Annotated in this window: 24 protein-coding genes and 5 pseudogenes; 11 read left to right on the top strand and 18 right to left on the bottom strand. The window is 67.5% G+C overall.

Annotated features, from left to right (window positions below; all coding sequences use genetic code 11):
* Nucleotides 1-93: 93 nt before the first annotated feature.
* The gene (locus tag OG379_RS40355) at nucleotides 94-1929 is read left to right on the top strand and encodes a hypothetical protein (protein ID WP_331735207.1); all 1836 of its coding nucleotides are present in this window, start codon (nucleotides 94-96) and stop codon (nucleotides 1927-1929) included.
* A 1038-nt stretch (nucleotides 1930-2967) separates the two neighbouring features.
* Here OG379_RS40355 and OG379_RS40350 read toward each other — a convergent pair.
* Nucleotides 2968-3738 carry a transposase gene (locus OG379_RS40350; protein WP_331735202.1) on the bottom strand — a complete coding sequence of 257 codons (771 nt, stop codon included), beginning with the start codon at nucleotides 3736-3738 and terminating at the stop codon, nucleotides 2968-2970.
* 93 nt (nucleotides 3739-3831) lie between these two features.
* On the opposite strand from OG379_RS40350, the gene OG379_RS40345 reads away from it, so the two are divergent.
* Nucleotides 3832-4380 (top strand): hypothetical protein, encoded by a 549-nt coding sequence (locus OG379_RS40345; RefSeq protein ID WP_331735200.1) that lies wholly within the window; start codon nucleotides 3832-3834, stop codon nucleotides 4378-4380.
* A gap of 326 nt (nucleotides 4381-4706) precedes the next feature.
* Here the strand turns inward: OG379_RS40345 and OG379_RS40340 are convergent, their stop codons facing one another.
* Nucleotides 4707-6227: a serine/threonine protein kinase gene (locus tag OG379_RS40340; protein ID WP_405668950.1), complete on the bottom strand. Its 1521-nt coding sequence runs from the start codon at nucleotides 6225-6227 to the stop codon at nucleotides 4707-4709.
* A 229-nt stretch (nucleotides 6228-6456) separates the two neighbouring features.
* Here OG379_RS40340 and OG379_RS40335 point away from each other — a divergent pair.
* Nucleotides 6457-7178: pseudogene (locus tag OG379_RS40335) on the top strand (IS5 family transposase); the annotation flags it as partial.
* Here the strand turns inward: OG379_RS40335 and OG379_RS40330 are convergent.
* Nucleotides 7154-7486, bottom strand: a complete 333-nt coding sequence (locus OG379_RS40330) for an immunity 53 family protein (protein ID WP_331735192.1) — start codon at nucleotides 7484-7486, stop codon at nucleotides 7154-7156. The pseudogene OG379_RS40335 and the gene OG379_RS40330 sit on opposite strands and share 25 nt — an antisense overlap.
* Before the next feature lie 71 nt (nucleotides 7487-7557).
* On the opposite strand from OG379_RS40330, the pseudogene OG379_RS40325 reads away from it, so the two are divergent.
* A pseudogene (locus OG379_RS40325) lies at nucleotides 7558-7752 on the top strand (IS630 family transposase); the annotation flags it as partial.
* Nucleotides 7753-8078: 326 nt separating this feature from the next.
* Here OG379_RS40325 and OG379_RS40320 read toward each other — a convergent pair.
* On the bottom strand, nucleotides 8079-8444 hold the full coding sequence (locus OG379_RS40320) for a DUF4440 domain-containing protein (RefSeq protein WP_331735189.1): 366 nt from the start codon (nucleotides 8442-8444) through the stop codon (nucleotides 8079-8081).
* Between the two features lie 318 nt (nucleotides 8445-8762).
* Here OG379_RS40320 and OG379_RS40315 point away from each other — a divergent pair, with 318 nt between their 5' ends.
* Nucleotides 8763-9344 (top strand): hypothetical protein, encoded by a 582-nt coding sequence (locus tag OG379_RS40315; RefSeq protein WP_331735186.1) that lies wholly within the window; start codon nucleotides 8763-8765, stop codon nucleotides 9342-9344.
* Nucleotides 9345-9374: 30 nt separating this feature from the next.
* Here the strand turns inward: OG379_RS40315 and OG379_RS40310 are convergent, their stop codons facing one another.
* From OG379_RS40310 to OG379_RS40300, 3 genes are all read right to left on the bottom strand, one after another.
* On the bottom strand, nucleotides 9375-9569 hold the full coding sequence (locus tag OG379_RS40310) for a hypothetical protein (protein ID WP_405669068.1): 195 nt from the start codon (nucleotides 9567-9569) through the stop codon (nucleotides 9375-9377).
* A complete protein-coding gene (locus tag OG379_RS40305; protein WP_405668947.1) occupies nucleotides 9553-9741 on the bottom strand; it encodes a hypothetical protein in 189 nt (62 codons plus the stop codon). Before OG379_RS40305 ends, OG379_RS40310 begins: the two co-directional genes overlap by 17 nt.
* Nucleotides 9742-10118: 377 nt before the next feature.
* Entirely contained in the window at nucleotides 10119-10718 is a 600-nt protein-coding gene (locus OG379_RS40300; RefSeq protein WP_331735180.1) for a TetR/AcrR family transcriptional regulator, read from the bottom strand.
* A 111-nt stretch (nucleotides 10719-10829) separates the two neighbouring features.
* Here OG379_RS40300 and OG379_RS40295 point away from each other — a divergent pair, with 111 nt between their 5' ends.
* A complete protein-coding gene (locus OG379_RS40295) occupies nucleotides 10830-11645 on the top strand; it encodes an SDR family NAD(P)-dependent oxidoreductase (RefSeq protein WP_331735177.1) in 816 nt (271 codons plus the stop codon).
* A 332-nt stretch (nucleotides 11646-11977) separates the two neighbouring features.
* On the opposite strand, the gene OG379_RS40290 is transcribed toward OG379_RS40295, so the two are convergent.
* Entirely contained in the window at nucleotides 11978-13111 is a 1134-nt protein-coding gene (locus tag OG379_RS40290; RefSeq protein ID WP_331735676.1) for an IS630 family transposase, read from the bottom strand.
* Nucleotides 13112-13152: 41 nt separating this feature from the next.
* On the opposite strand from OG379_RS40290, the gene OG379_RS40285 reads away from it, so the two are divergent.
* Nucleotides 13153-13626, top strand: coding sequence for a hypothetical protein (locus OG379_RS40285; RefSeq protein ID WP_331735174.1), 474 nt, complete (start codon nucleotides 13153-13155; stop codon nucleotides 13624-13626).
* A gap of 184 nt (nucleotides 13627-13810) precedes the next feature.
* Here the strand turns inward: OG379_RS40285 and OG379_RS40280 are convergent, their stop codons facing one another.
* Nucleotides 13811-14548, bottom strand: a complete 738-nt coding sequence (locus OG379_RS40280) for an NAD(P)-binding domain-containing protein (RefSeq protein ID WP_331735172.1) — start codon at nucleotides 14546-14548, stop codon at nucleotides 13811-13813.
* Between the two features lie 147 nt (nucleotides 14549-14695).
* On the opposite strand from OG379_RS40280, the gene OG379_RS40275 reads away from it, so the two are divergent.
* Entirely contained in the window at nucleotides 14696-15544 is an 849-nt protein-coding gene (locus OG379_RS40275; protein WP_331735169.1) for a LysR family transcriptional regulator, read from the top strand.
* Between the two features lie 20 nt (nucleotides 15545-15564).
* Here OG379_RS40275 and OG379_RS40270 read toward each other — a convergent pair whose 3' ends face one another.
* From OG379_RS40270 to OG379_RS40255, 4 genes are all read right to left on the bottom strand, one after another.
* Entirely contained in the window at nucleotides 15565-16833 is a 1269-nt protein-coding gene (locus tag OG379_RS40270; protein ID WP_405668943.1) for an SGNH/GDSL hydrolase family protein, read from the bottom strand.
* 380 nt (nucleotides 16834-17213) lie between these two features.
* The gene (locus OG379_RS40265; RefSeq protein ID WP_331735164.1) at nucleotides 17214-17729 is read right to left on the bottom strand and encodes a carboxymuconolactone decarboxylase family protein; all 516 of its coding nucleotides are present in this window, start codon (nucleotides 17727-17729) and stop codon (nucleotides 17214-17216) included.
* A gap of 241 nt (nucleotides 17730-17970) precedes the next feature.
* The gene (locus OG379_RS40260; protein WP_405668941.1) at nucleotides 17971-18834 is read right to left on the bottom strand and encodes a sigma-70 family RNA polymerase sigma factor; all 864 of its coding nucleotides are present in this window, start codon (nucleotides 18832-18834) and stop codon (nucleotides 17971-17973) included.
* Nucleotides 18835-19757: 923 nt separating this feature from the next.
* Nucleotides 19758-19991 (bottom strand): hypothetical protein, encoded by a 234-nt coding sequence (locus OG379_RS40255; protein WP_331735158.1) that lies wholly within the window; start codon nucleotides 19989-19991, stop codon nucleotides 19758-19760.
* Here OG379_RS40255 and OG379_RS40250 point away from each other — a divergent pair.
* Nucleotides 19990-20094: pseudogene (locus OG379_RS40250) on the top strand (IS5/IS1182 family transposase); the annotation flags it as partial. The gene OG379_RS40255 and the pseudogene OG379_RS40250 overlap by 2 nt on opposite strands.
* A 200-nt stretch (nucleotides 20095-20294) precedes the next feature.
* Here OG379_RS40250 and OG379_RS40245 read toward each other — a convergent pair.
* Nucleotides 20295-21128, bottom strand: coding sequence for an NAD(P)H-binding protein (locus tag OG379_RS40245; RefSeq protein ID WP_331735673.1), 834 nt, complete (start codon nucleotides 21126-21128; stop codon nucleotides 20295-20297).
* Nucleotides 21129-21482: 354 nt separating this feature from the next.
* On the opposite strand from OG379_RS40245, the pseudogene OG379_RS40240 reads away from it, so the two are divergent.
* Nucleotides 21483-22458, top strand: a pseudogene (locus OG379_RS40240) (site-specific integrase).
* Between the two features lie 12 nt (nucleotides 22459-22470).
* On the opposite strand, the gene OG379_RS40235 reads toward OG379_RS40240, so the two are convergent.
* The 4 genes and pseudogenes from OG379_RS40235 to OG379_RS40220 form a co-directional block, all read right to left on the bottom strand.
* A complete protein-coding gene (locus OG379_RS40235; RefSeq protein WP_331735156.1) occupies nucleotides 22471-23634 on the bottom strand; it encodes an epoxide hydrolase family protein in 1164 nt (387 codons plus the stop codon).
* On the bottom strand, nucleotides 23631-24068 hold the full coding sequence (locus OG379_RS40230) for a hypothetical protein (RefSeq protein ID WP_331735153.1): 438 nt from the start codon (nucleotides 24066-24068) through the stop codon (nucleotides 23631-23633). Before OG379_RS40230 ends, OG379_RS40235 begins: the two co-directional genes overlap by 4 nt.
* Nucleotides 24069-24088: 20 nt before the next feature.
* Nucleotides 24089-24662, bottom strand: a pseudogene (locus tag OG379_RS40225) (Tn3 family transposase); the annotation flags it as partial.
* A 117-nt stretch (nucleotides 24663-24779) separates the two neighbouring features.
* The gene (locus tag OG379_RS40220) at nucleotides 24780-25034 is read right to left on the bottom strand and encodes a hypothetical protein (protein ID WP_405668938.1); all 255 of its coding nucleotides are present in this window, start codon (nucleotides 25032-25034) and stop codon (nucleotides 24780-24782) included.
* A gap of 276 nt (nucleotides 25035-25310) precedes the next feature.
* Here OG379_RS40220 and OG379_RS40215 point away from each other — a divergent pair, with 276 nt between their 5' ends.
* Nucleotides 25311-25964, top strand: coding sequence for a GNAT family N-acetyltransferase (locus OG379_RS40215; protein WP_331735144.1), 654 nt, complete (start codon nucleotides 25311-25313; stop codon nucleotides 25962-25964).
* Nucleotides 25965-26024: the final 60 nt, after the last annotated feature.

Here is a 26024-nt window from a genome sequence, read left to right as displayed (position 1 = left end):
TCTGATTGTCCTCAACTGCCGTTATGCGTAAGCGCAGATGGGACGCTGTGGAAGCGGTGGACAACGCGGACAACTAACGGGGGATCCACAGTTATGAAGGCTGGACGTCCGCAGGGCGGGCCCAAGGGGCAGTCGGAGCAGGCCAACGCGCTGGCGGTGTTCCTGCGGAATCTGACGAAGGACCTCACGGTCCGCGAGCTCGCCGACCGGTACGCGGGCGGCAAGACACTCTGGGGCGAGTACCGCTCGGGTACGAAGACGGTCCACCTGCACCTGCTCGAGAGCCTGGTGCACGACACGGTCAAGGACGCGCGCTCCCGCACCGAGCTCCTGGCAAGGGCACGACGCCTGCACGCCGAGGCGGTCGCCGCACAGCAGCCCGCCACCCCCGCGGAGCCGGACCATGGCAATCAGGGGGTGAGTCCGGAGCAGGCCGTGGGCCAGGCCACGACGACTCTGCAGGACGCCGAGCGGCTCATCCACATCCTTCTCGGCGTCATCGCCGGCCTTCAGATGCAAGCCACGTCTCCCGGATCTACCGCGGCGGCGGGTCCGGTGGCACTGACCGCTGCGCAGAGCACGCAGGCGGCGGGTGATCTGCGCGAAGCGCAGGACCGGCTGATCCAGGTCCGCCTGGTCCACGACGCGGTAACCCGCGTACGGGACGAGGCAGCCGCCTACCTGCCGGCACCCCATCCCACCGACACCGAACAGACCCCCGGCAGTCAGGGCCCCGGTGACGATGCCGCTCTACCGGCCCGGTACGCCGCGGCGTCACGCGGCGCGGCCGCGATCCTGCTCGTCTCGCGCACGGCGCTGGCCGAGCAGCACACCGCCGCCCGGATCCTCAGCGCCCGGACCGCGGGCGTCGGCACGGTCCTGTACGGGGTCGAGGCAAGCTCCAGCCCCGCGACGGCTCTGCCCCCGGCCGTTTCGCCCGAGACTCTCGGCGGGCCGCAAGCCAGGGACCGGTCACCGCGGTGGCGAACCGCCCTCGTCGCGACGGCAGCCGCCGTCGCGCTCACCGCCGTGGTCTCGGGAGCCGTCGTCGTCACCACGCTCAGCATGCGCAACCACGACTCCCCCCAAGACGCCCAGGAGAAGAGCCCCGAGCCCGCGGCTGCGGCACCCCGCTCGTCCCCGGCCCCGAGCCTGAGCCCTTCGCCCACCGCTACCGCGATGCCTTCACCGACCCCCTCGACAGGCCCGTCCTCCATACCTTCACCTGTCCGGACCCGCAGCACCTCCACCGTTCCCGACCCTTACGTCGGCGCCTGGGAAGGCGAATTCACCGAGCCCGGCGAACAAGCCCCCTCACTGCGCCGGATCGTGGTCCGCAAGGGAACCGTAGGTACGAAGATCGCCGACGTCATCACCCTGTCGCGGACCACCCTGTGCCAGTCCGAGGGAACCCTCCGCTCCACCGGCACACTTCTCCTCATCACACCCAGACCGACGTCCGGCACCCCCACCCATCTCTGCACATCGGCCAGCGACATCGCCCTGCGGCGCGACAGTGACGCAGGCCTGACCTGGAAGTCGGACGGAATCACCGTCCCTCTGCACCGGGCAGCCTCCTCCCGGAGCGCCGTGCCCGCTTCCTACGTAGGCACCTGGTGGGCCCAGGACGGGAACGACCCCACCTCCACCGTCCGCATGACCATCCGCCAAGGTGTTCCCGGCAGGACACGTGCCGAGTTCACGTGGGACGGAGACGCCCACCACTGCGAGGGCTTCTCCGTCCTTGCCTCAGCCGGCGACACGCTGGCCTTCGGCCCGGAGACCGTCACCGCGTCCGAACCCGAAGGCTTCTGCACCCAGACCCCGAGCCGCACCATGACCCGCCCCGACAACGGGAGCATGCACGTGGAAATGGCCGCACCCGACGGAACTGCACCCCGCGCCTTCACCTTCACACGGGCGAACTGAATACCTCCGGCATGCCTTGGCGCCTCGGCCGGCCCTCGCGGCGGAGGACCGAGGTGATCGCAGCCGGACTTGCGGGGGCTTGCCCCTCAATGGGCCACACTGCGTCAGGGCGTGTCACCGGCCCAGTGCAGCCGGTCCGGGGCGCCGGGCTGCCCCCGCCCGGCCCGTGCGCGCCGAGCTCAGTGATGAGCGCCGCGCCGTCCAGCAGCTGCCGCACGCTCCACCCGGTGACGTCGAGGCGCTGTCCGTCGAGCGGTCCGCCGATGAGCGCCGCGTACTCCAATAAGAGGCGTGTGGTGCGGGTCGGCCGGGTCTCGCTCTACTGGCTGGTGTGCTGTTGAGCCGTCCCGCTCAGCTCTCCTCGATGCTCTCTGCGGTCTTCTTCCTCGTCACGCGGATGACTCGGCGCCGTTTGATCTCGGCGGTCTCGTTCAGGCGGTCCAGGTGGAGGAAGTGCACGTTGCGCATGTGCAGTGCGTCTGCCTCGAATGGACGCACAGAACTAACAAGGGCGGGCGGGCCACGTCCTCACCTGCCCGCCGGGTGCCGGACTGGTCTTGCGCTGTGCATCGTGCGTGTTGTTACAAGGCGTCGGCCCACGCGGGTACCGGCCAGTCGTGCACGTCGCCGAGTGCGAGACGCACGGGGCCAAGGAGCCGGTGTGCGAGGTCGGGGGAGAGGTCCTCGACGGCGAGTGCGACGGCGCCGCACGCGACTGACTTCTGCTCGTCGGAGAAGCTCCCGATTCTCTTGCCATGGGAGCGCGCGGTACGTGCCAGGGCGTCTTCGGTATGCCGGATCAACACGTTTTTCAGCCCAGCGCGGCCCCGGGATGCCGCGAGGTCTCCCGCCTCGTACCAGGCGGGGTCTTCACGGTCTGTAGGCCATGCCTTGTTGTAGGAACGCCGCAGTGTCAGGACCTCTTGCCACGTTGCCTGTTCGAGGCGGGACACCAGCGCCGCTACTTCACGGCCTCGCGGCCCTAAGGGCTGTCCCGCAAAGATCCTGAAGCCGCCTCGGGCATGGCGGCCGCCTTGCTTATCCGGCGAGGGCGAGGTTGTGCATCCGGGCGATGCCGAGCATGGCGTGGTGGACGCCATCGCCTTTGAGGCGGCAGTCGCGGAGGATCTTCCAGGTCTTCATGCGGGCGAAGACGTGCTCGACGCGGGCCCGGACCTGTTTGTGGGACTTGTTGTGTTCCTCTTTCCAGTCCGGGAGTTCGCTTTGGCCGCGCTCACGGCGGTGCGGGATGACGAGGCCGGTGCCCGGGTAGCCGCCGTCGGCGATCGTGACGGTGTTGCCCACGGCAGCCTTCGCGCCGGACTCCTCCCACGCCTTACAGTCGTTGCGGTTCCCGGCGAGCGGCCGGCCGACCACGACGACCAGGCGGGTGTCGGCGTCGATGACGACCTGGTGGTTGGTGGAGTACCGGTAGTTCTTCGACCGCTCGGCGATGGCGTGGTCACGGGTGGGGACCAGGGTGCCGTCCACGATGAGCACGGTGCCCTTGGCGAACCGCCTACGGGGCTGGAGTGCGAGCAGGGGGCCGAGGTGGTTGATGACTCGGCCGGCCGTGGACTTCGAGACGCCGAACAGCGGAGCGAGCTGCCGCAACGTCAAATTGGTGCGCCAGTAGGCCGTGACCAGCAACACCCGGTCCTCCAGCGGCAGGCTCCACCGCCGGCCTCGGTGGACCACATCTGCTCCATCGCGCCGCAGCGTGGTCAGCAGCTTGCCAAAACAGCGCGGGCTCAGCCCCGCGAACGGGGTTATGCAGGACGGCTCCGATGCCGTGATCACACTCACCACATCATGATCACCACTCAGGCCGGCCCAATGCCGAAGCAATCCCACAGTTACCCTGCTCGGGGCAGTCCACAGTGCGCAAGACCGGGGGAAACCGTGAACCGACCTCTGCTGTTCCTCGACGTGGACGGGCCGCTCAACCCTTACGCGGCCAAGCCGGAGAGACGTCCCGACGGCTACACCACACTCAGAGTCCCACGGAACGACGCCCATCAGGACGACAGAGGCCTCTCGTCCCGACGGCCCCTGCGGCTCTGGCTCAACCCAGAGCACGGACGATCTCTGCTCCAGCTCGGCTTCGAGCTGTGCTGGGCCACCACATGGATGGACGACGCCAACCGGTGGATCGCACCGGTCCTGGGCCTTCCAGAACTTCCCTTTGTGGACTTCGGCGACGTCCTACTCCAAGAGCGCCCGGATGGCGTCCACTGGAAGACCGGGCCGCTGGTGGACTACGCAGGCGGCCGTCCTTTCGCATGGGTGGACGACGAACAGAGCGAGCTGGATCAGACCTACGTGACCGCCCACCACCAAGGCGCCGGGCTCCTGCACCACGTCAACCCGCGGATCGGCCTACGGGAGAACGACTTCCACTCGCTCGCCGACTTCGCCCGGTCCCTGGACACCTCACGAACCACCAGTTGAGCACCTCGCCAGCTCTTCCGGCTGCTCTGCACTCGGAGCCAAGATCTTTGCGGGACAGCCCTTAGGCAGTGTCGTCAAATGTCACGCCCGCATCAGGAGCGATGCGAGGGTGAGGTCCAAGTCGTCGTATGCCAGGCCCAGGAGCTCTCCGCGCACCGCGACCCGCCGGCCGCCAGTGGAAGACGGTCGGTGCACGACTACTGGGGCGCTCATGCCGAGCGACTGCCCCCGCCTGCGCGGCCTACGCCGCTCCAGCCGCCCAACGAAACCCGCAGGTCAGACAGCGATATCCTGCTGGAGCACTAGATGCGCGGCCTGGACAAGTCCTAGCCTCGTGATCCTGCCGCAGCCGTGTAGCGGGCGTACTGGAACTGAGTGTGCAGGGTGTCGGGGTGGTCGGGGCCGAGTACCCGAATGCGATCGGGAACCAGATCGGCGTACAGCTCACTTGCGCCTGCCGCGTCACCCGCCTCAGCCATGCAATAGGCATGCCAGTCCCGCGCCCGCAGCGTCTCGGGATCGTCAGGGCCAAGCACTCGAACGCGGACGGAAACCAGATCGGCATACGCGTCCCGCGCAGCCCCCATATCACCTGCCGCAGCCGTGTAGCGGGCGTACTGGAACTGAGTGTGCAGGGTGTCGGGGTGGTCGGGGCCGAGTACCCGAATGCGATCGGGAACCAGATCGGCGTACAGCTCACTTGCGCCTGCCGCGTCACCCGCCTCAGCCATGCAATAGGCATGCCAGTCCCGCGCCCGCAGCGTCTCGGGATCGTCAGGGCCAAGCACTCGAACGCGGACGGAAACCAGATCGGCATACGCGTCCCGCGCAGCCCCCATATCACCCGCCGCAGCCAGCGACTCTGCCTCAAGGGTGCGTTCTTGCAGATCCGTTGTAATGGGACGTGTCGTCGATGGCGGCTGGAGCGGGGCGGTCGGGGCCGCGGATGTCGGACTACCGAAGCCTTCGATCACCGCAAGCGCCTTTGCGGGGAGCCAGCTTGCTGCGAAGTGGGGCGCGACGGTCCGGTCCCGATGGTGCCTGAACTCCTCCAGGATCTGGCCCAGGGTGGGCCTCACTTCCGCCGCCTTGGAGAGGCACCGCCCCACCAAGTCAGCCAGCTCGCTCGGCAGACCATTCAGGTTTGGCGGCTGATACAGAGTCTGTGCCAGGACATCGCCCACGCTCGGCCCCTCGAACGGTGAGTGCCCCGTCGCCGCGAACACCATCACCGCACCCAGCGCAAACACATCACTGGCCGGCTCGGCGGCTCCCCGGATGTGCTCCGGGGCCATGAACCCCGAGGTGCCCATCACATTCGTGGAAGCCGTACCCGCCGCGTCCAGCGCCTTGGCGATCCCGAAATCGATCACTCGCGGCCCATCAGCAGTCACCAGCACATTCGCCGGTTTCAGGTCCCGGTGCACCAACTCAGCGCCATGGACCGACAACAGGGCCTCCGCGATGCCAGCCGCAAGCCACCACACGCCTGCCGGTGGCAGCGTCCCCGCCCGCTCGATGAGGGTGTCAAGCGGCGGCGCGGCAACGAATGCGACGGCCATCCAGAGCAGTTCCGCGTCCGGGGGGGACACCTCGACCACAGGGGCGGTGAACGCTCCGCTCACCGCCCGAGCCGCTGATGCCTCCCGCACGAAACGTGCCCGGAACCCGTCCTCGTCCGCAAGATGCGGGCGGATTACCTTGAGTGCGTACAACCGCGTGCCGAGGCCACGAGCGAGGTAGACACGGCCCATTCCGCCCTGCCCCAAGACCCGCAGCACCGTATACGGACCCACCATCGTAGGGTCCCTGCCGTCCAGCGGACTGCCCCACATCAGATCCGCCACGAAGCTCCCATCGAACGGACTGGCCCCTGCAGCCCATCATTGCCGAATCGAAGACGTCATCGCCACCGCCGTGTGCGGGATGTGACTCAGCGCCGCGTCCAGCCCCTGGCGTAGCCGGACCGACCAACGGCCAGGAAGCCAGCCCGGCCGCCCATCCAGCAGCCACGCGACTGAGTGGACAACTCCTAGGTTTTGCGTCAGATGATCTTGCGTGGTGGATCAAGGTCCGGTGATACGTCGCCCTGAACTGTCGGATGCCGAGTGGGAGTTCATTCGGCCTCTGCTGCCGCGGGCGCAGCGAGGGCGGAAGCGGCTGGACGACCGGACGGTCCTCAGCGGGATCGTCTGGAAGTTCCGGACGGGCACGCCCTGGCGGGACGTGCCCGAGCGGTTCGGGTCCTGGGCCACGCTGCACACCCGCTTCCGTCGATGGGCCAGGGACGGCACCTTCGAGCGGATGCTTCGGGAAGCCCAGGCGCGGGCGGACGCGGCGGGTGAGGTCGATTGGCTGGTGTCGGTCGACTCCACCATCGTCCGAGCCCACCAGCACGCTGCCGGGGCCCGAAAAGGGGGCTCCGAAATCCGGCACTCGGCCGCTCCAGGGGTGGGCTGACCAGCAAGATTCACCTGGTCTGCGACGCCCTTGGACTACCGCTCGCTTTCGTCCTCACCGGCGGGAACACCAACGACTGCACCCAGTTCGCCGCCGTGATGGAGGCGATACGGGTGCCCGGCATCGGCCCCGGCCGCCCCCGCCTGCGGCCCGATCATGTCCTGGGAGACAAGGGCTACAGCTCGAAGGCGATCCGGGCCTGGCTGCGGCGCCGGGGTATCACGCACACCATCCCCGAACGGGCCGACCAGATCCGCAACCGCGCCCGGCGGGGCAGCCGCGGCGGACGCCCGCCGGTGGTCGATCGCGAGATCTACAAGAAGCGCAGCGTTGTGGAATTGGGGGTGTTCTCGACTGCCCACTTGCGGAAGAGGATGAGTGCCTCGGTGAGGTTGCCTGGTCCGCACGCCGTGTGGAAGGCCATCTCGGAGGTCCAGGCCATGACCCAGTCGTCCTTGCCGCGCTTGAGATCGTGGCGGGGGAATTCGTGTCCCTCCAAGTCGGTCTCCTCCAAGTCGATGCGGACTGACCAACCGGGGTTATCGAGCGTGACGATCTTGATGCCCCACTCGTGCTCCCACTCCTCATTGCACTGGGCGGAGTACCAACCCTGCAGCCAGTCCAAGACGTTCTCGGCATCGTTCATGGCACGAGATGCTAGGCCAGCCGCGAGTCCAGGACCGGGCGCGGCTGGTTCCACTTGCCCTGGGAGTCGCGGTGGCCGAGCCGGTACACGTGCGAAGGCTGACCGATCAGGAGGGGCAGCAGCTGCAGCAGATCGTGCGACGAGGCAGCACCAACTCGGTGCGCTACCGGCGCGCGATGATGCTGCTGGCTTCGGCCGGCGGGAACCGCGTGCCGGTCATCGCCCAGCTCGTGCAGGCGGACGAGGACACGGCGCGCGACGTCATCCTGGCCTTATCGAGAAGTAGTGGTTCTGGCGCAACTTCTGTGAACTCGTATCGGCCTCGACCATGGCCTGCCTCGGAGTAAGCCGTTAACCTGCCGGTTCTTCAGGACGGCCGGCCTCCGTCGCCGAGCGACGGGTCGCCTTCACGGAAGTTGAGCCAGAACCGCAGTAGTGACGTCACCTGTCGATGGGTTCGGGAGGCGCCCCGATCCGCGGTCAGGTGATGTTGATCCATTTTGGAGGCGTGAGGGCTATTGCTCTGGCTTTTACCGCCTCGCGAGCGCGTGAGCACGCGCCGAGGATCCCGCCACGGTTGGCGGACCACAATTCAGCTCGCCAAAGTTCCCTGGTGGAAGTACAGGCGCCAGCTCGTTCCGGTCATACGCCACAGGGAGCTTCGCCATACACGGCGCCCGTTGTTGTCTGCGAAGTACGTCAGGTGAACGAGTCCCGGAGCGAGTACGACCCCGGACATCTCGCTGACCTCGACCGGAGAGTCTGGGTCCACTGAACCGGCACTCGTCACGGAGAGAATCGACCTTGCGTCCCAGCGCCTTCCGGATGCTCCGATCTCGGTGAAGTCGGGGTCAAGAAGCTGCAACACCAGGGCCGGCGAGGCGCGCACGGCGGGGTCGAGAAGCCGCAGCTCCGCCTCGCTAGCCGCCTGAACTGCCCGCTCACTCTCGCCTGCCATGGACGCACCCTACGGACGCCCTCGTCCAGTCACAGCGAATAGTTGCGCAGGCGAGCAACAACCGGCAGTGAGCCTCTTCCAACCTGACGGGTAGTTCAGCAGGGACGAGGGTGCGAAGCCCCTTGAATCTCCTCGGTCGGTAACCCGCCGCGTACGGAAAGCCGGTCTTCCGAAGGCCTCGTCCGCCCCGGCGTCGGCGGTGCCAGGTTCTTCTCCTGAGCGACAGCTGGCCCCCGTCGGGCTGGAGCGGAGTCGGAGTCCGGGCCCGCGTGCCACCATGACTCCCGAGCGCTTCGCGACCGACACAGGGGAGGGAACGTGGGCAGCACCACGTCCGCTAAATGGTCCGGCTGGCGCAGCCGGATTGTCGAGATACCGGGCGCAGGGGACGGAAAGCCGGTCCTCTTGGAGTTCCGCGGAGGCTTCACCACGAGATTCGACCTGTCGACCGTGCGCAAGGGCCCCTATCATCAGCGGGCTCATGACACGCTCGTCACCATCGGCCGGACTGGGCCGTCGCACGTCGTCCTTCCGGCCGACTGCGACGCCCTCGCCATCTGGCGAATCACGGTGGGCAACGAGGGCGCCAGTGGCCTGGGCCGGTGGAAGGTGCGCATCGTGGACAGCGACGCGCTGCCTCAGCTCCCGACCAAAACAGCCCGGGGAAAGGGAACCCAGACCTTCGGCTATTTCAGCCCCAGGCCGTACTTCGAATACGCCCCGGTTGTGCACTACGACTTCATCGACTCCCCCGGCACCATCATCTACACGCCGGCCGACGGCGGGAAGCAGCTGATCCGTTTCACCTCCGCTGCCAACCAGAAGGGCACCTTGCGCCTTCCGCAGCACGGATACGTCACCCTGTCCGAACACGGTAAGTGGGAAATCTCGGTGACCTGACCCCACCGATTTGAGCGCTCTCCATTTTGATCAGATGGCGAGTTCGAGGGTGACGACGGCTCTGACGACGGCGGTGATCCGGCGACCGTACCGACGGGTCAGCCCTGGCAGCTGCTCGGCGAACGTCCGGCGCCCGCACGAGATGACCGGGCAGAGGAACCTGCGGACCCGCAGGCAGAGGATGACTCGTCTGCCTCCGCTGGGCGCATCAGCAGGAAAGCCCAGGTAGGAGCTGTGAATCCGCCGTGACCAGTTTCCGCACTCGGGACAGATGGCGGACTACCGTACTTCGGGCCTCTATGCGTACCGCTTCGTCCTCCACGTCGACCGACAACACCGCCACGTCGGCGATCGCCGGGAACAGCACCTCATCCAGCCGGAGCACCACTTCTTCCACGGGCCGAACTGTCAGCCACACAGCACCCGGTACAGGTCAGTTCCGGGCAGCCTCGCCAGGTTCCGATCGCCTGACAACCGTCACTCAGCGTGCATGCTCCACGAAAAGTGAGCCAGACCCTGAGAACGGCGTGCGGGTCATGTTGGAACGGTTGGCGGTCCTCAGCGAACGGATTCCCGCCCAGACCGAGTCCCGCGACCTGTTGGAAGTAGAACCCTTGGGAAGACCGGCGATCGCATCCGCCCGGTGGTCTGGCCAGTTGTTCACTGCTGAGGTCGGTGTTCTGCCGGAGCGAAGCGAGGCAGCCTCGATCGACGGCGTCGCGCGGGTGCGGAGGGGGCGGTGTCCGGAGCACTTCTCGTGCCTGGCTTGCCTTGTCACGGGCTGAAGGCGCGCAGTGTGGCGTCGACGAGTGAGTCGGTGTAGGCGATGTCGAGTGGACCGCTGCGATGTAGCCACCGCTCAAAAAGAGGGGCGTAAAGCATGGCGAGCGCGAGGTCCAGGTCCGCGTCGACGTTCAGCTGGCCGGCTTCCTGGGCGCTGCGCAGGCGTGCTCTCTTCGCCTCCTCCAAGGGCTGGGCGAGCCTTGTGTGGTACTCGGCTGCCAGGGCCGCGTCGTGTGTGATTTCGGTGTTGAGGGCGCGGATGAGCCTGTCGAAGGAGGGGTCGGCGAACTCCTCCGCTGTGGCACGCAGGACCAGTTTGAGGTCTGCGGCGAGGTCGCCCGTGTCCGGCAGCGTGACCGACTGCCCGTCCGGGTCTTCACTCAAGGCCAAAAGCGCCGCGAAGACGACGGCACTCTTCGAGGGCCAGCGGCGGTAGATGGTCTGTTTTCCGACGCCGGCGCGGGCTGCGATGGCTCCCACGGTGACCTCGGCGTATGGCTCTTCCGCAACAAGGGCACGGGTGGCGGCAAGGATGGCCTGCCGGGACCGTTCTTTGCGCCGGGAGTGATCCGGCCCTGAGGGGTGGGACATGAGGGGAGCATATCCTGCATGAAACGAGACGAACCGTATTGCATATCAGTCCCCGATGCCCCTAAGCTCCTTATGAAACGAGACGAGCCGTTTCATAAGGGGTGAGAGAGCATGTCGAAGGTGTGGTTCATTACCGGCGCGTCCCGCGGGCTCGGCCGGGCGTTCACCGAGGCCGCGCTGGCAGGTGGCGACCGAGTGGTGGCCGCCGCCCGCAGCATTGATTCCCTGAAGGGCCTGGCCGAAGAGTGCCCCGGCCGGCTGGTGCCGCTGCGGCTGGATGTCCGGGACCGAAAAGGCGTCTTCGAGGGAGTGGAGCAGGCGGCAGCCGCGTTCGGCGGTCTTGACATCGTCGTCAACAACGCCGGTGCGCTGCTCTACGGCATGGTGGAGGAAGCGACGGAGGAGCAGATCCGAGCGCACATGGATGTGAATTTCTTCGGTGCGGTATGGGTGGCCCAGGCGGTCCTGCCTCATCTGCGGGCCCGCAGTGGGGGGCGGCTCCTTCAGGTCACCTCGATGGGCAGCGGCGGCGGGATGGCCACCGTCGGCTTCTACGGTGCGGGCAAGGCGGCACTGGACTCGGTGAGCGAGGCTCTCGCGATGGAGGTCGAGGGGTTCGGCATCAAGGTCACCATCGTGCAGATGGGCGGCTACAACACCGGCCTGTTCACCGCCGGCACAACGAACACCGAACCTCTGGCGCAGTATCAGCCCCTGCGTACCGAGATGGAGGCGATGTGGGGCGACGCCATCGCCCCCGAGCCGGAGACCGCTGCTCCAGTCATCATGGAGCTGGCCCGGCTCCCCGACCCGCCCCGGCGCCTGATCGTCGGCAGCCAGTCCTTCGACCACGTGCTGGAGATGGACCAGGCCCAGGCCGACCTGTACCGGTCCTGGGAACACCTCAGCCGTATCGCTCCAGGCTGATGGCCGGCGCCCCGACGTCATTGGGCAGATTCTGTATCCCGTTGATGGACAGCGGATTCGGCGGGTACCCGGAGGTAACGCAATCGGCGGTTGAAACCGGTCTTGACCGCTCAGGGACAGTCGCCTGTAGTACGGCTCTGCTGCCGCTGACGACTGTGGGCGCCGAACCTCGGCGACAAATCCGATGCCTGCTCATCCGTCGTTGGGGGCAGCGTGCCGCCCCTCACGATCCGCCCCACGATCAGGCTGGCTGAGCATCCTGATGGCGGATTCTGAGGATCGTCGCAGACAAGTGATCGCCGTTGTATGACGGCGAGCAGTCTAGTGCCGGATCAGGCAACGTTTGCCCTGTCGACGACTGGGCGTAGGCGCCGGTCGTCGGCATAGCGGTTTCGCCAGATGATGTAGCGGCGGATCATGCTGCCCTGTTCCTTGTGAGTGGCGTGATCGGTGCCGTCGAGGGTGAAGTAGCGCAGGGCGGTGAACTGGGCCTCGATGCGGTTCAGCCAGGAGGAGTTCGTCGGGGTGTAGGCGATCTCAACGTTGTTCGCGGCGGCCCAGTCACCGACTCGCTGGCACTTCTTCGTGGTCAGGTGCGGGGAGAAGTTGTCACAGACGATTGCGATGCGGACGTGGGCCGAGTAGAGCGTGCGCAGGTAGCGGCAGAATTCCAGGAACTGCGTTCGCCTCTTGATCGGCTTGATATGGCCGTAGAGCTTGTCCTTGGCCAGGTCGTAGGCGGCGAACAGGTGACGCACTCCGCCGTAGCGGTTGTAGGTCGCCCGTCGACGACGGCGTGGCTCACGGTCCGGGTCCTTGTGCTTGCCGCCGCGTTCGGCCCACTGCTTCCCGGGGTGGGGCATCAGGTTGAGTGGTCCGAACTCGTCCAGGCAGAAGACGACTTCGGGCTCGCCGTCCTCCGGTATGACCTCCCGGTCGGCGATAGCGTAGAGGTGCTCGACCCTCGCCTTCTTGGCCGCGTAATCCGGGTCTCGGGAGGTCTTCCAGGTCTTCAGGCGTTGAAAGGAGACGCCTTCCTCGCGGAGCAGGATGCGTAGGCCCTCGTGGCTGATGTCGTCGACCACCCCCTCGGCGACCAGGAAGTCCGCCAGCTTGGTCAGACTCCAGGTTGAAAAGGGCAGGTCGTGCTCGGTCGGCTTGGACTTCGCGATCTTCTTGATCTCGCGACGCTCGGGCAGGGTGAAGGTCCTGGGCCGGCCGCCCTTGTACTTCGGATACAGGGAGTCGAAGCCGTCGGTGTTGAAGTTGTGGATCACGTCCCGGACCCGGTCTGCGCTGGTGAAGGTGACTTCGGCGATCTTCGCAACCGGCATGCCTTGGGCGGACAGCAGGACCATCTGGGCCCGCCGCCAGGTCACCACCGAACCGGTGCCGCGGCGGATGATCCGCAGCAGTTTGCGGCCCTCGTCGTCATCGATCTGCCGCACCCGCACCTGTCCCGCCACGACCTCGAACATAGCGGGCGTGGGCCCGTAGGCTGCGGACGGTGACCTACGACATCATGTTCCTGCGGGTTTTCCCGGGCCGTACCTTCGACGAGACCCTGGAAGAGATCAACTCCGCCTACGACCCGGATGCCGACCTCAAGCCCATGAGCCTGACCCGTGACCAGCGTGCCGCCTGGGACAGGCTGATACAGCGGATGTCGCGGGAGGTGGGTCCGGTCACCACCGAGGAGTACCCCTACATCCTGACCCTGTGGCGTGACGGGCCGGCCGGTCATCTGCAGCTGGACTACGCGGGGGACTCGGCCAACATCGAGATCCCCTATCGCTACCCGGGGCAGCAAGCACTACCGATCATGGCGGAGGCGTATCAAATCGCGCGGATGGTCGAGGAGGAGAGCGGCCTCGAAGGCTACGACTACGAGGCCGATCAGCCCGTCCGGACCGGTGACAGCGACGTAGCGGCAGTCAAGCTCGGCGGCATTGCCCGCTGGGCGCAGGAGCACCTCACCTGATCGGCGAGAGGCCCTACCCATGACGTCATGGAGGGGCGAACGTTGCCTGATACGGCACTAGACAGCCGCTCGGCCAGGTATCCCGGCCGAGCGGCTGTAGGTGGTTCCAGGCTGGGCGCCTCGGCTGCCTCACGTTGGTCTCGGCTGGGGTTTCGCAGGCAACCGAGGAGCTGATCGTCCGCTGTTACATCCGGAAACCCGCAGGTCCTCGCACCGCGGCGGCGGCGAGTTCCTTGATCCGGGCGACGGGTACGGGAACACCGGGTGCCTGCTGGACCCAGGCCACGAATTCCATGATGGTCAGGCCAGACGGCGGCTGCCCCACGTACGGGATGGCGTACAGAGGGGTGTTCGGTTCGCTGCGCCAGCTGTCGGCCAGTGTGCCGAGGTCCACCGCATCGAAGCCGAGGACATTCAGGAGGTCGGCCACCTCCTTCCTCGCGTCCGGGGTGTCGCCGGAAAGTGGCAGCGCGGTGCGGTCGGGAGCTCCGGCCGGGCGGCACAGCTCCAACAACTGCTTGGGACCGATGTTGTGCAGTGCCTTCACCACCTGGGCATCTGCGAGGTGGCGCTGCACCAGCTGACTGGAGGTCAGCTCGTCGCTGTCGAGTTCCGGTATTTCGAATTCGCTATGGGGCGCGTAGTTCATCGGGTCGATCACGGTCTTGCCAGCAAGCTCCGCTCGGGGCAACTGCTCGTAGGCGGCCAGCGGCACGGACGCGATGACAGGATTGCCAGCTCTTGCTGCTTCGGCCGGGGTGGCCGCGCGGGCCCGCTCGCCGAGCTCCGAAACGAGACCGGCCAGCGTTTCGGGGCCGCGTGAGTTGCTCAGGACGACGTGCAGGCCGGCCTCGACGGCGCGGCGGGCGGCCCCGAGGCCGACCATGCCGGTGCCGATGATGCCTAGGGTTGTTGTGCTCACTCTGTTCTCCGTTCACATGTCCCCGCGTCGCATCATCCGGCGGGCAGGGCGCCCCAGCGGGCTCGTACCCATCACAGCCGGAGTGACCTGCGCGAACAATGACCAAAAACGCCCGGCAGCGATCACAACATGTGATAGATCAGGCGGATGGAACTGAGAGCGCTGCAGTACTTCGTGGCTGTAGCCGAGGAGCTGCACTTCGGGCGTGCGGCGCAACGGCTGGGCATAGTGCAGCCGGCGGTCAGCCAGCAGATCGCCCGCCTCGAACGTGAGCTCGGCGTGCGCCTGCTCGACCGCACCTCACGTCGGGTACGGCTCACCCCGGCCGGCGAACGGGTGCTCGCCGCGGCCCGTAGGACCCTTGCCGCAGCGGCCCGGGTTCGGGTGGCTGCCGGAGAACCGGCGGCCGTCCTGCGGATCGGGGTGGCGTCCTGCGCCACCCGACGGCTCGACCGGGCGGTGGGCCGCCTGAGCGAGAGCGAACGCCCCGCCGAGCTGAGACTGGTAGACCTGCCGGTGGCCGCGCGACTCGACGCCGTCCGCGACGGAGAGCTGGACCTGGCGCTGGTGCGGGGCGTGCTCACCTCCGCAGCGGTGACGGTGGTGCGTGCCTGGTCCGAGCCGCTGCACGCGGTGCTCGCGCGTGGACACCCCGCCGCGGGCAAGCCCATGGTCAGCCTGCACGACCTCGACCCTTACGGTCTGCGGCTTCCCGCCCGAGACAGTGACCCGCCGATGCATGACGCGATCCTCGCCGCCCTGCCCATGGCCCCCCTGCGGCCTCCTGCCGGGGACATGCTCAACGTGCTGTTCGAGGTGGGCCGGGACACCGAGGGCTGGACGCTGATGTCGGCCGAGCTGCTCGACGTGTCCCGCTCCGAGCTGCTGCTCCAGATGCCGCTCGACCCGCCGATGACCGTCGATGGCCACCTCGTCACCTCACTGGCCACCCCGGAGCCGTGCGTGGCGTCGTATGTGGCCGCGTTCGCGGACTGAACTCACGCCTTGGCGTCGTTTCATTGCTCCAGTGCGGTCAGGTCGATGGCGTCGGCCATGGCCCGGTATCCGGCGGGGTTGGGGTGGATGTGGTCGCCCATGTGCAGGGCCTGCCGTATGCGGCCGGTGCTGTCGGGGTCCAGGGCGCGGGCGAAGTCGACGACGGCGTCGTACTCGCCGCTGGTGCTGATCCAATGGTTGACCTGGGCTCGGACTGTCTCGCCCGCGGGGGACCAGCCCGCCGCGCCGCGGTAGGGGGTGAGCGTGGCGCCTACAGCCCTCACACCGCGGGCGTGGGCGGCACGGATCAGTGCGCGGTGCCCGTCGATCAGTTGGCGTGCGGTGACCGGTGGGTCCGCGCTGCCGGTACCGCCCTGCGCAGCGTCGCTCTGTTGGATGTCGTTGATGCCCATGAGTACGATCACCGTGCCGACACGGGGCTGTTCGAGGACGTCCCGCGCGAACCGTGTGACGCCGGCGTCGCCGCCCAGGGGCGAGTCGGTGAGCAGCTTGTTGGAGCCGATGCCGGCGTTGAGGACCGGACGGGGGACACCGGCAGCTAACAGGCGTTCGGCGAGGAGGTCGGGGTAGCGGTCGTCGCGGTCGATGGTCGCGCCGAAGCCGTCGGTGAGGGAGTCGCCGAAGGCGACGACCGCGTGGGGCGGGGGGCGCTTTCCCAACGTCTCGACGCCTTCCAGGTAGTACCAGGACCCGTAGGCAGGCTCGACTTTGTCGGTGTAGTGGGTGGCCGTCGGGTCGCGGTGGTGCTCACCGGCGGCACGATAGGTGGTGGTCATGGACAGCTGGTGGTAGGTGGCCGGTCCAGTGGCGTCCTGGAAGTACAGACTGATCGTGAGCCGGTCGAACTGCTCGATGGGCAGGGCGGCGGGGTCACTGACGGCGCGCCCCTTTACGGGGATGGTGGTGGAGAGGGCGCCGGCAAATCGCAGGGGGTGCATGGTGCCCGGGTGTACGGCCCCGACGCCGGCGGTGTGGCCGATGCTGGCACCGGTGAGCTGCAGCGGCGTGTCGCTGTAGGCGTTGGACAGCCGGATCCTGACCTGCGTGCCGCCGCTGTGGACGCGGATGACCTGCCGGACGGACTGGTTGGTGAAGCCCTGCTCGGCCCAGGTCTCGAACCACGGCGCCACGGAGGGCCGCATGACCGGGGCGGTCCACGCCCCATGCCAGAGGGCAGGGCCGGACGCCGAGGGTGTGGCCCCGACGGCGGCGGCTGTGGCGGGCGCGGCGTGTGTGGGCAGATAGGGGCGGGGCTGGGGTGAACTCATTGCTAGACGCTCTTCCTTCGGTGCGTGGTGGTGGGTCTCTCGGGCATGGCTCGGGCGGGCCCGGAGGCGATCGGCTTGGTCGCCGCCGGGCCCGTACGGGCCATGCGCTGTGACGGGGCGCATATCGGAAGTCGGCGGGTGCATCCCAGCCTGGCGTTCCGCTGCACACTGGCATCCTTGCTCGGAGCGCTCATCCGGCCATGCGGGCGCCGACATCGACTGACCCTCGTCCCGGGTGCGTGTTCGCCGGTCTTCCTGGCTGACTTCGTCGGCCACCGGGACGAGTCGGACGACGCCGAAGACGCCTACGCCTTCGGTGGCCTGGACAACCGGAGATCTTTGAGTCGCTTGATCACAGCCACTCGTTTGACCGCATGCGCCTACTCGGTGGTGGAGGTGCGCCACTGCTCGGCCATCGGGACGCCGGGCAGTGGCTTGCCGATCAGTGCGAGGGGGATGAAGAAGTTGACCTGTCCAATCGCCATGGCGAGGGTGGCCAGCGCGGTGGCGTCGTAGTGCTCGGCCGCCCGCGCGTACAGGCCGTCGGGAACTCGCTCCCCGTGCCGGGCGGGCGTGAGGACGGCTTCCACCAGCTCGAGTGCCGCCCGCTCGGCCGGGGTGAAGTAGGGAGCGTCCTTCCAGGAAGCGACGGCGGCGATCTTCTCCTCCGGGACTCCCGCACGGCGTGCGTTGGCGGTGTGCATCACCGTCAGGTAGGTGTTCTCGACGAGCTGCCCGGCGCGCAGGTGGGCCAGGGAAACGGTGCTCCGCGGAACCGCACCGTTGCCGGTGATCTTGAACAGGGCGGTGCTGATGTCGCCGAGTTCGGGGACCAGCCTCTGCGGGTCGGAGAACCGGGAGGTGAGTGTGCCGAGGTTGGTGGTCATCGTGTTCATGGGGCGTGTCCCTTTCCTTGTGCGGGCCGTTAGCCGGCCTGCCTGATCAGCTCGTTCACTGCACTGACGTCGCCCGCGGGGAGAAGGTGACCGGCCGGCACAGATTTCTTCGGCCGGTCCTGTACCAGTGCTGCGAGCGCGTCCATGACGTCGGCCCTGCCCCGAGAACACGGAGCCCTCGGGGCAGGGCCGGCAGCGGAAGGGACATTCCCGGCGAGCAGGGCACGGGGCAGTTGAAGGGTTAGTTCTGGGCGGACGTGAGGTCGAGTCGGGCCAGGCGTTGGGGGTCGGACAGGATATCGATGGCGGCGATCCTGCCTCCGGTGACGGTGAAGCTCATGACGGACAGCGGCTGCCCATCGAGGGTGTTGACCAGGCCGGCGGAGCCATTGACCAGTGCCGCGTGCGTAGTGGCAGCGGTGGCCATCCGCTGGAAGGTATCGAGCTGCCCAGCCACCGCGGCGGCGCCGCGAATCGTGCGCAGGCCACCGTTCAGGGCACCGCCGTCCGCGCGCAGCACCACATCCGGGTCGAGGAGCGCCAGCAGAGCATCGAAGTCGCCGCCACGGGCGGCGGTCAGGAAGGCGTCCACCACTCGGCGCCGGCCGGACCGGTCCGGGTCCGGGGGCGGCGCCGCGCCGCGGACTCTCAGCCGAGCCCGGCTGGCAAGCTTCTTGGTCGTCGCGGGTGTGCGGTCGACGACCGGCGCGATCTCCTCGAACGACAGGCCGAAGAGGTCGTGCAGCACGAACGCCAGCCGCTCCGCCGGGCTGAGCGATTCCAGCACTACTAACAGGGCCAGTCCGACCGAGTCCGCCAGCAATGCCTGCTGCTCAGGGTCCGCCCCGTCTTCCCGGCTGATCACCGGATCGGGCAGGCGGTGCTCCCATGGCTCCTCGCCGCGCCGCTTGCGGGCACGGAGCATGTCGAGGCAGACCCGGCTGACCACGGTGGTCAGCCAACCGCCCAGATTGTCGATCCGGCGGTCATCGGAGCCCGACAACCGCAACCACGTTTCCTGGATCGCGTCGTCCGCCTCGGCCAGGGAACCAAGCATGCGATACGCGACCGCACGCAGATGAGGCCGGTGCTCTTCGAACCGCATGGCCAAAAACTCAGGTGGGTTAACCATCACAGACCTTTCCTAGCCGGGCATCACCTACTTGACGTTCCGCAACCCCGAAAGGTGACCGTCTTGTCTGCATCGGCTTTGAAGACCGTCTTCCACGGCCCGTCCTGTGATCCCGGCCCGTATCCTGTAGACCATGCCGTTGATCACCCGTGGGTCCTCCACACGCGGCCGCGGAATGAGCGGAGCGAGTAATTCCCATTCCCCATCGGTGGAGTTCATGACGGCGCACCGCGTCGCCATGTTCCACCATCTAGCGACGCGCGATGACAGTCCTTAGGAGGGCGACCCCGGCTTCACATGGAGGCTGCAACCTTTCGCTGATCCCGGCCGGTGAACGAGGTTACCGGGCGGTATCTCGACCGAGCATGGCAAGTGCTGCGATGGCGGTCAGATAGGGGACCGGGACGACGAGCATTCCAAGTAGCCAAGGCCAGATTCGACGCCCATTGGCCGCAGGGAAGAGCACATCAACGGCAACGATCCAAGCCCGCCGAAATAACGACGCCGGCCCTGGCCCACCCCGCCCCTTCGATGACGTCGACACTGCCGCCGTGGGTCTGCCCGAAACCTGAGTTGTCGAACGTGCAAGCGCGATACTCCGTCAGCAGCAACCATGCCGAGTGCAAGGGCACCATGGCGGGCAACCCGATGATGAAATTCACCCACGCCGGCGCCAGTTGCCTCCACCGCGACGGGCCTTCGGGCCTCGACGTGTCGTTGCTTCCGAACGCGGCCTGCCCTACGTCCCCCCTGGCCGCAGCGTATCTGATCGGGGAAACATGGTCCTCCGATCGGTCTAGGAGCCGTGCGGACTGAACTCGTCCCGCCAGCTCCACGGCGTCCTGCTCGCCGAACGGCGGGACATCGGCTTCGGTGGCGTCCAGGCGGAGCCGTTCCTAGCGCACCAGGTGGCGCCACACTCCATAGTCCTGTGCCACGTCCGCGCTGAACTCTGCAACGAGCACGGGGGCTACCAGGGCAGGTTCCAGTGGGGTGCGGCTGTTCCAGGACGCGGTGGAGCGGACCCCGGTCCACGGGTGGTCCGGGTCGCCTGCGGTGAGGTGCTCGGCGAGGTCCCCGGCCGGCCTGCGAACACCTGCCCACCCGCCCCGGGCAAGCCCTGGCGTCATGCACGCCCGTCGGCACGCACGCGACTACGAACGCCTGATCCGGCCCTCCGAATCGTTGATCACCTGGGCCGCGATCACCCTGATGACCAGGCGCATCACCCGCCGAAGCTCCCGCAGGAGCGGACAGCCCGCCTCCCGCGAAGCCCACCGCGACTGATCATTGCGGCACTGACGGTCAGCAGACCCACCAAGAAGCCACCGGGCCCTCAAGCAGGTCCAATTGTCGCACCGGCACGCCGACTGTCGGCGTACTCCTAAATATGCACACCTGGGTACGGATGAACGTGCTCAGGCCCTGGCGATTCAGCGGAAGGCGTCGGCATTCTCCGAAACCCACTGCCGGAACGGGCGGGCCGGCGTCCCGGTGACCTGGGAAACCGTCTCGCGCACCATCAGTAGCTCGGGGTTCAGGTCTCCACCGATGACGTCGAGCACCGCGTCCGCGGCCTCGACCCCGAAGACCGCGACCATCTGCGCGTAGGCCTGCCGACGGCTGATCTCGGCGAAGGGGACCTCCCGACCCAGTACTGCCGCGATGGCCTCGACCTGCTGTCGGACGGATATCGGCTCGGGCCCGGTCAGGGCATAGGTGCGTCCGTGGTGGCCGGGCTCGGTCAGTGCCACCCGGGCCACCGATGCGATGTCCGCGGGGTGGATGGTCGGCAGCACGGTCTCGGCGTACGGCGCGCGGACGGTCTCGCGGCCACGGATGGAGGCAGCCCACATCAGGGCGTTCGACGCGAACTGCGTCGGCCGCAGGACCGTCCAGGCCATGCCGGTTTCCTTGAGCAGTTGCTCCACCGCCAGGTTCTCGTCGGCGGGGCCGAGGTGCGGGTGGGTCTGGACGGTGATGGACGACACCAGCACGACGTGCTTCACTCCCGCCTGTCGGGCGGCTGCGAGGATGTCGGCGTCCGAGCCCAGACGCGACACAAGAAACAGCGAGCGCACTCCCTCCAGCGCGGGCTTCAGCGACGCGGGCTCTGCGAAGTCGCCCTCCACACTCTCGACCCCTTGGGGGAAGACGGCCCGCGCGGCATCACGGGTGAGCCCTCTCAGCGGCCCGACACCGCGTGCGTGCAGTTCCTTCAGCAGGGCACTGCCTATGTTTCCAGTGGCTCCGGTCACGAGGATCACGAGCGGGTTTCCCATCGTCGGATGATCGAGTAGGGGACACGCTAGAACCTCAATCACGCTTGAGGTCAAGAAGACGCCTGGCCATGCCCGCGAGTGGGCACGTGCTGTGCACGTTCACGTGTACGCCGACACCGACTCCATAAACGAAGGGGGTTGAGGAGCATCGGAACGAAAACCGGCGCTCAGCCTTCCTCGCCCCTGGTGGACGGCTGACGGGGCGTCGGTCACGTAACCCGTCTGAAGTCGTTCCACGGATAACGCCCTATTATCTGCGGCATCGCTGATCACGGCCTGCGGCGACATCTGCAGGGCCGTGCGCGAAGCGACCCTGTTATCTGTGGCAAGGAGAGGACCGTGCGCGCGGTCGTGCAGCTGCCCGCCGGTAGGCGTTGACCGTTCGCACGGCGGCCGATGTCTTCCTCGATTCGCTCGGCACCGCCAACACCCTCCGGTCGTACGGCGTCGGGGCCGGCAAGACCGCCGAATGTCTCGGCGAGGCCCGCCCGCTCGCCGCCGTCGCGACCGCGAGATCGGCGGAGCACTCGAACAGCTGTGGGGCGAAGCAGCAGTCAACACCTGGAGCGCACGCCGGGCAGCGGTGCTCTCGTGGCTGGGCTGGTGTGCCGAGCGCGGGTATGACGGCCTGCGGGTGCCGGCCTGGGTGAAACGGCTATCCCCGCCGGACTCCCCGACACCGGCCCGCTCGAAGATAGCGGTCGACCGGCTGATCGCCCGCCAAGATGTCCACCTCCGGGAGAAGACGCTGTGGCGGATGCTGTACGAGACTGTCGCGCGGGCGGAGGAGATCCTCGGCGTCAACATCGAGGAGCTGGACCTGGCGGGCCGCCAGGCCCTGGTGAAGGCCAAGGGCGCTCAGCCGCGTACGCGCCGCCGGGGCGCCCCGCGCGAGAACTTCGTGATGGAGACCGTGTACTGCGACCACGGCACCGCCCGCCTCCTACCCCGGCTGATCAAGGGCCGCACCCACGGCCCGGTGTTCGTAACCCACCGAAAGCCCGGTCCAGGCAAGGTCCTCGCGCCACGCGACATTTGCCCGGACACCGGCCTGGTCCGCCCGTCATACGGCCAGGCCCGCACTTTGCTCGACGCGCACAGAGCCTTCGGCGGCGTGCCCGGTACAGGCTGGAAACTGCACGAAGACCGGCACTCCGGCCTCATCCACCTCGGCGAAGCCGGGGCTACCTGCCCATGCTCATGGCGAAGTCGCCGCACAAGAAGCCGGAGAACGTCCGCAAGTATTTCCATCCGTCGCCGGGGGCGATCGCCTAGATTCACCAGCCTGTTGGCGCCAGGCGATGCTTGGCGCTGACCGCTGGAGATGTCATCGGAAACGCCGGAAGAAAGTGCGGACGTCGGCGGTGAAGAGGTCGGGTTGTTCCACTGCGGCGAAGTGGCCGCCTCGAGGCAGTTCGGACCAGTGGACGATGTTGTGATCCTGTTCCGCGAGCCGCCGGACCGGGCGGGCGATGTCAGCTGCGAAGACCGCGATGCCGGTGGGGGTGGCGAGGCGACTGGCGCGTGTCGGCTTCGAGGGGTGGGCCGCCTCCCAGTAGTGGCGGGCCGAGGATCCGGCGGTCGCAGTGAGCCAGTACAGCATCACGTTGGTCAGCAAGCGGTCGCGTGAGATCGCATCCTCGGGCACGTCGGCACTGTCCGTCCACTCCTTGAACTTCTCGGCGATCCATGCGAGTTGCCCGACCGGAGAGTCGGTCAGCGCGTAGGACAGCGTCTGAGGACGCGTCCCCTGGATCTTGGCGTACCCCGACATCTCGGGCTCCGCCTCAAGGAGCCGGTTCAGGCGGGCCCAGTCCTCGTCCGTGAGTTCGGCGGCCACGGCGGGGTCGTCCGGCGGGAGGGTCAGCAGGGTGTTCAGGTGGATCGCGACGACCTGTTCGGAGGCGACAGCGGCCAGCTCCAGGGTGATCGAATGCCCCCAGTCGCCGCCCTGCGCGCCGTAGCGACGGTAGCCCAGCCGCCGCATGAGCTCGGCCCAGGCCTCTGCGACTCGAGGGATGTCCCAGCCGCCCTCTCGGGTTGGTCCGGACAGGCCGTAACCCGGAATGGAGGGGATCACCACGTCGAAGGCGTCGGTCGACGCACCACGGTGGGAGCGCGGGTCGGTGAGGGGACCGATGACGTCGAGGAACTCCACGACGGACCCCGGCCAGCCGTGGGTGATCAGCAGCGGCAGCGCGTCCGGCTCGGGAGAGCGGATATGCAGGAAGTGGATGTCCGCCCCGTCGATCGTGGTGGTGAACTGGGGGAGCCGGTTCAACTGCGCCTCCTGCTCGCGCCAGTCGTACGTCGTGCGCCAATAGGCGGCCAACTCCTTCAGGTACGTTGACGGTACCCCCTGTGACCAGCCAGGAGCGGTCGGTTCGTCCGGCCACCGGGTGGCGTCCAGCCGTGCGGCCAAGTCGTCCAGGGCCGCCTGGGGAATGCTGAGTTCGAAAGGGCGGATTGCCGTCTGGACATCCTCGTTCATGCGCGCTCCTCCTCTTTCGGATCGCCCGCGAGGATGCGAGCGGCTGTGACGTCCTCCTCGTCCCAGCCCCAGTGCCCCGGGTTCTCCTGTTGCTGGGCCTGCTCGTCGATCCACCGGTTGTGCGCCTCCCAGGCCGCCTGCTTGCTGGTGCCCAGCGCGGCGCCGATCTGGGACCACGAAGCCCCGGCCTGACGCGCGGAACGGACGGAAAGCTGACGGCCGTAGGCGGCCTTGCGGGCAATCACCTCACCGAGCGCAAGCATCTCCAGCGCCTCGCTGCGCCTCAGGGGCACCTCGGCCGGATCGGGCGACGCGGTCGCGGCATCGTCCTCGTCGAGCGGCGCCGCGAGGGCGTCGCGCGTCCGCAACGCGTCGTAGCGCGCGACCGCGGTCAGCAGCGTGAACCGACGTTCAAGGTCATCGAGAGTCGACATGGCCCGAGTATTTCGTCAGGTCACCTTGACGTCAAGGTGACCTGACGGTTCTGGCTTGCTACGCCGTCTACCGCGTCCGGGGCGCGTAGCGGCCGCAGGCCGCCGGGCAGGTCAGGAAGTTGGAAGGAGTACCGGCCCAGCATGTTGATGTGGTGCCGTACGAACGGTGAGAGGCGGGCGACGTCCTCGTCACGGACGTCGAAGCCGTCCGCACGCAGCTGGTGCACCGCGGCGTCCATATATCGGGTGTTGAAGAGCACGAGGGCATTGAGGGACAGGCCCAGGGCGCCGATCTGGTCTTCCATGCCGTCCTGGTAGAGCTGTCCGTTCCGACCTTGGAAGATCTTGGGGGCAAGGGTGGCGGCCTTCCTGCAGGTTGGCCTGGCTCTTGATCTGGCTGCGGTAGCAGGGCTCGTCGGCCAGGCGCAGGATGTGCAGGGGCTTGGCGATCCGCCCGCAATGCGCGATCGTGTCACCGAGCGGGTCGGGCGCCCGTCCCACGACGGCATGCGGATCACGTCCTACGCGCGCACGGCCCCGATGTGGATGGAGCCGATGATCCCGCAGGATGTCCTCCCGCTGGCGCTCGATCCGGGGCGAGGTCGACCCGGCAATCCCGATGTCCGCGTACACGTGAACGTACCCAACTGTGTACGGACGAACGTGCTCAGCCGTTGATGTGCTGAGGCGAGTGCCTCGCTCGTGGGCCGGCTACACCTCGTTGAAGCCGCGCGACGCGTCGTAGATGTCGAGTTCGATGAAGACCACGTAGAAGCTCGTTACGACGTACTGGACCATGACGTGGTTCTCCCAGGCCGAGCGGGTCACCGTATCGGTTGTATAGGTGAGATGACTGCCAGCGCCCTCTGGCTCGGCTGCGATTCTGTCGACCAGACGCAGGAACGTTTCTCGATCTTCGGCCGGCATGTAGTCACGGAACCGCGCAACCTGCTCGGTGAACTGCACTCGTCTCTTCATCAAGGCGGGACTCTATGGGCACGGTCAACGCCCTCGCCGGGAATTTCGGCCCGGTGACACTAGGCGGGTGGAAAGTTGGTGTAGGGGTGGGGTGTGGGCTGGGGTGTTGGGGGTTGGGTGAGAGGGCGGTTCGTGGGCAGATGCTCTTTTCCGATTGAGGGTGGGACAGGAGAACTGATTCGTGGCGTCGCCGACTGCTACTTCTCGGTAAGGCTCCCCGTGTAATGTGCAGTCGCGTTCTGCACTTATTACGGAGGGATCCGCATGGACGCCGAAGTCGTACGCTCATGGGTGGAGGGCTGGGTTGTCTCACGCGGAGCCGCGCCGCCGGTGTCCGAGCCCTGGGGCTTCACCGTCGACGTCGGGCTGACCGGTCAGGTCACCCGGCACGTGCTGATGGATGCTGACGAGTCACTGGTCCGCCAACTGACGGAGACGGTTACCGTCCCGAACACCTGGCTCAAGCTCTTCTTGCCGCCGCAGACTGTCGCCTCGTGGGCAGCGTCCGGCTGGCGCCTTGATGACGACGGTTTCCTGATGTCGGCACTGCTGCAGACAAACGCCGCAGTGGCCCCCGACGGCTACCAGGTGCGTACTTGGGCGCGGGGCGGCGTCACGCGGGTGCTCGTTATGACGGAGGATGGTGCGTTCGCCGCCCGTGGTCAGGTCGCCATGCCTGGTCCTGGGCGCACCGCTGTCTTCGACCAGGTCGAGACTTCGCCGGCCCACCGTCGCAAGGGACTTGGCAGCCTCGTCATGAGGACGCTTGAGAATGCCGCTGTTGCCACGGGCTCCTCGTCTGCTGTGCTGGCCGCGACGGTCGAGGGGCGGGCGCTTTACGAGTTTCTGGGGTGGCGCACCCACGGCCCGCTGACCAGTCTGGTCCGCGAGGTTCCACCGCAGAGGCTGGAGATTTGAGCAGACGTTCGCGGGCCGGTGTCTCTTTCCGGGTGAGCGGGTCAGCGCAACGCCGGCTGC

It is taken from the genome of Streptomyces sp. NBC_01166 (assembly GCF_045039765.1).
Lineage (GTDB): Bacteria > Actinomycetota > Actinomycetes > Streptomycetales > Streptomycetaceae > Streptomyces.
This window is presented reverse-complemented; position numbering and strand designations above follow the sequence as displayed.

Bases quoted from the DNA above. Each gene is read 5' to 3' on its own strand.
- OG379_RS40355 (WP_331735207.1), top strand. From the start codon at position 94: ATGAAGGCTGGACGTCCGCAGGGCGGGCCCAAGGGGCAGTCGGAGCAG.
- OG379_RS40330 (WP_331735192.1), bottom strand. From the start codon at position 7,486: ATGAACGATGCCGAGAACGTCTTGGACTGGCTGCAGGGTTGGTACTCC.
- OG379_RS40320 (WP_331735189.1), bottom strand. From the start codon at position 8,444: ATGGCAGGCGAGAGTGAGCGGGCAGTTCAGGCGGCTAGCGAGGCGGAG.
- OG379_RS40300 (WP_331735180.1), bottom strand. From the start codon at position 10,718: ATGTCCCACCCCTCAGGGCCGGATCACTCCCGGCGCAAAGAACGGTCC.
- OG379_RS40295 (WP_331735177.1), top strand. From the start codon at position 10,830: ATGTCGAAGGTGTGGTTCATTACCGGCGCGTCCCGCGGGCTCGGCCGG.
- OG379_RS40275 (WP_331735169.1), top strand. From the start codon at position 14,696: ATGGAACTGAGAGCGCTGCAGTACTTCGTGGCTGTAGCCGAGGAGCTG.
- OG379_RS40270 (WP_405668943.1), bottom strand. From the start codon at position 16,833: ATGAGTTCACCCCAGCCCCGCCCCTATCTGCCCACACACGCCGCGCCC.
- OG379_RS40265 (WP_331735164.1), bottom strand. From the start codon at position 17,729: ATGAACACGATGACCACCAACCTCGGCACACTCACCTCCCGGTTCTCC.
- OG379_RS40260 (WP_405668941.1), bottom strand. From the start codon at position 18,834: ATGCGGTTCGAAGAGCACCGGCCTCATCTGCGTGCGGTCGCGTATCGC.
- OG379_RS40255 (WP_331735158.1), bottom strand. From the start codon at position 19,991: ATGACGCCAGGGCTTGCCCGGGGCGGGTGGGCAGGTGTTCGCAGGCCG.
- OG379_RS40235 (WP_331735156.1), bottom strand. From the start codon at position 23,634: ATGAACGAGGATGTCCAGACGGCAATCCGCCCTTTCGAACTCAGCATT.
- OG379_RS40230 (WP_331735153.1), bottom strand. From the start codon at position 24,068: ATGTCGACTCTCGATGACCTTGAACGTCGGTTCACGCTGCTGACCGCG.
- OG379_RS40215 (WP_331735144.1), top strand. From the start codon at position 25,311: ATGGACGCCGAAGTCGTACGCTCATGGGTGGAGGGCTGGGTTGTCTCA.